Source organism: Candidatus Eisenbacteria bacterium, from assembly GCA_030017955.1.
GTDB lineage: Bacteria > Eisenbacteria > RBG-16-71-46 > JASEGR01 > JASEGR01 > JASEGR01.
Genome location: JASEGR010000178.1, coordinates 1 through 2,218, shown reverse-complemented (window position 1 = coordinate 2,218; position 2,218 = coordinate 1). Strand labels below are relative to the sequence as shown.

Here is a 2,218-nt window from a genome sequence, read left to right as displayed (position 1 = left end):
GATTTGGATGCCAGCCAATATGACGGGAGGGATTCGCGTGCTAACCTATATCAAGCCGGGAACCAACGAGATCGGGCCGGTTTGGCAGGAGCAGTTTTTCCGGATAGTGGCCGGATCGGAGCCAGTCGGGGGCATCCTGTGACTACTCTCGAACGCGTAGCGAAGGTCGTAGCCGATCATAACGCGCTCGCTGGAATCGAGAACCCGGCAGCGGCGTTAAAGGCGGCGAGAGATGGGCTTCTGGATTCTCCTTGTTCATGCAGGCGGCATTCTCTCGGGCTTGAAAATCCAATTGAATGCCCGCGATGCAAGGCCCTCGCCCTCCTCGGCCCGGAGCCCAAGCCGTGAAGGTCTTATCCTTCGGCGCTGGCGTTCAGACTGTGACGCTCGCCACCATATCCTGCCTGAGCGACTTCGAGCGCCCGGACTTCGCCATCTTTGCCGATACTGGATGGGAGAGCACGGCGACTTATGCTTATCTCGATACCTTCACCGAATGGGCTAGGATTCGCGGCATGGAAATAGTGAGATCAGCTAGGGGCAACATTCGACGCGATGCGCTAGATCCGTCGCACCGCTTCGCTTCGATGCCGCTTTTTACGTCGATGAGCGGCGAGACCGGAATGCTTCGACGCCAATGCACCCGAGAGTACAAAATCGACGTGGTACAAAAAATTATCCGGGCCAGGGCTGGATTGCAACCAGGCCAACACTGGAAAGGCGAACCGTGCGAGCTATGGTTGGGGATCTCTCTCGATGAAGTAGTGCGAATGAAGGAGAATCGTGACAAGTGGATCGTCAACCGCTGGCCGTTGGTTGAGAAGAGAATGACGCGGGGATCATGCATTGAATATCTGAAGGCGCACGGGCTCCCAGTGCCACCGAAATCAGCCTGTATTGGTTGTCCTTACCACGACGATGGTGCGTGGCTCGACATGAAGAAGAATAGGCAGAAAGAATTCGAGGATGTATGTGACTTCGACGACAAAATACGCCGGACCCAGCCCGGCGTGAAGTCCCCAGTTTTCTTGCACCGTTCCCTTGCGCCGCTTCGGGATGCTGATTTAGGCCAGAACCAAGGCGATCTTTTCGCGGAGGAATGCGAGGGCCATTGCGGCCTCTAGGAGAAACGATGACCACCCCCCCTACCCCGCCGCTGACCGAAGCTGAGATTCAAGAGGCGTTGAATCATTCCGAACGTTCCGACGCTTGGGCGCGCAAAGTTCTCGCCCGAGCCCTTTGCGATACCAGGGAGAAACTGGAAGCGGAACAGCAAAAACTCGTCAGAGTGGAATATGCGCGACGTTTCGCAGAAGCTCAGATTGAGGCTCTAACAAAAGAGTATAGCGACGCACGCGTCGAAGAACAAAAAGAAGTCGAAAACTGGAAGCAATCCTTCGAACACAAGCAGGCGGCAGAGCAACAACGGATTGCACGCCGCCAACATGCTCGCTTTTTTCGGCCCGGAGCCCAAGTTATGATCGATCCTCCCATGCCGCTGACCGAAACCGAGATCGACAACGCGTTTACTTGGGCTGATGGGAAAGGGCCACCGATTGATAGCTGCGTCACCGACGAATACTTCTCAATGCTCAAAATACTCGCCCGCGCCCTGCGCGACACCAGGCAGAAGCTGGATCAGATTGAGGCTGAGGAGTTGGAGATCGCCAAAACAAACTGTACGACCGGATGCGCTGCTTGCGGTGCTCTCGTCAATGCGAACACGCCAATCCAGACTCTGAAGAATGCTCACAGGTCTTGGTGTCCATGGCTACGTGCCGAAGCCGCTGAATCCGAAGTCCGAAAATTGCGAGCCAAGCTGGAAAAGGAAAATGAAACGAATCAATCTTGAGACCCTGAAGTCCCTCAGCGCTTGCAAGGAAGCCATCCTGATAGCTGCGAGGCATTCGGCAATGCTCGACGACGGAGTTTCCCCATCTGAGTTTCTGTGCGGCATCGAGCGCGGCGACTGGCTGATTTGGTGGCTCTGGAATAGCGGCCAAGCAACCATAGAGCAAGTTGTTTTACTCGGCTGTGTGGCTGGAAGGCGTTCGCTGCGATTCGTTAGAGAGCAGGATGAAACCGTATTGAAGGCTGTTTTTGATGCGGCCGAAGCCGTTGCTGACGAAAATAACGAACAAACGCGATTGGCGTCGTCGGCGGCGCGGTCGGCGGCGTGGTCGGCGGCGTGGTCGGCGGCGTCGGCGGCGTGGGCGGC

3 protein-coding genes are annotated in these 2,218 nt (G+C 56.3%); all 3 read left to right on the top strand.

All coding sequences use genetic code 11. From position 1 onward, the window contains the following. Positions 1-344: 344 nt before the first annotated feature. On the top strand, positions 345-1,124 hold the full coding sequence (locus QME66_13445; GenBank protein MDI6809951.1) for a hypothetical protein: 780 nt from the start codon (positions 345-347) through the stop codon (positions 1,122-1,124). Between the two features lie 8 nt (positions 1,125-1,132). Next, positions 1,133-1,852, top strand: a complete 720-nt coding sequence (locus QME66_13440; protein MDI6809950.1) for a hypothetical protein — start codon at positions 1,133-1,135, stop codon at positions 1,850-1,852. Continuing rightward, positions 1,833-2,218 (top strand): hypothetical protein (locus QME66_13435; GenBank protein ID MDI6809949.1); only part of this gene is annotated, 386 nt, incomplete at its 3' end. The genes QME66_13440 and QME66_13435, both read left to right, overlap by 20 nt.

What these genes read in the sequence shown, in the direction of transcription:
- QME66_13440 (MDI6809950.1), top strand. Translation starts at nt 1,133, where the DNA reads ATGACCACCCCCCCTACCCCGCCGCTGACCGAAGCTGAGATTCAAGAG.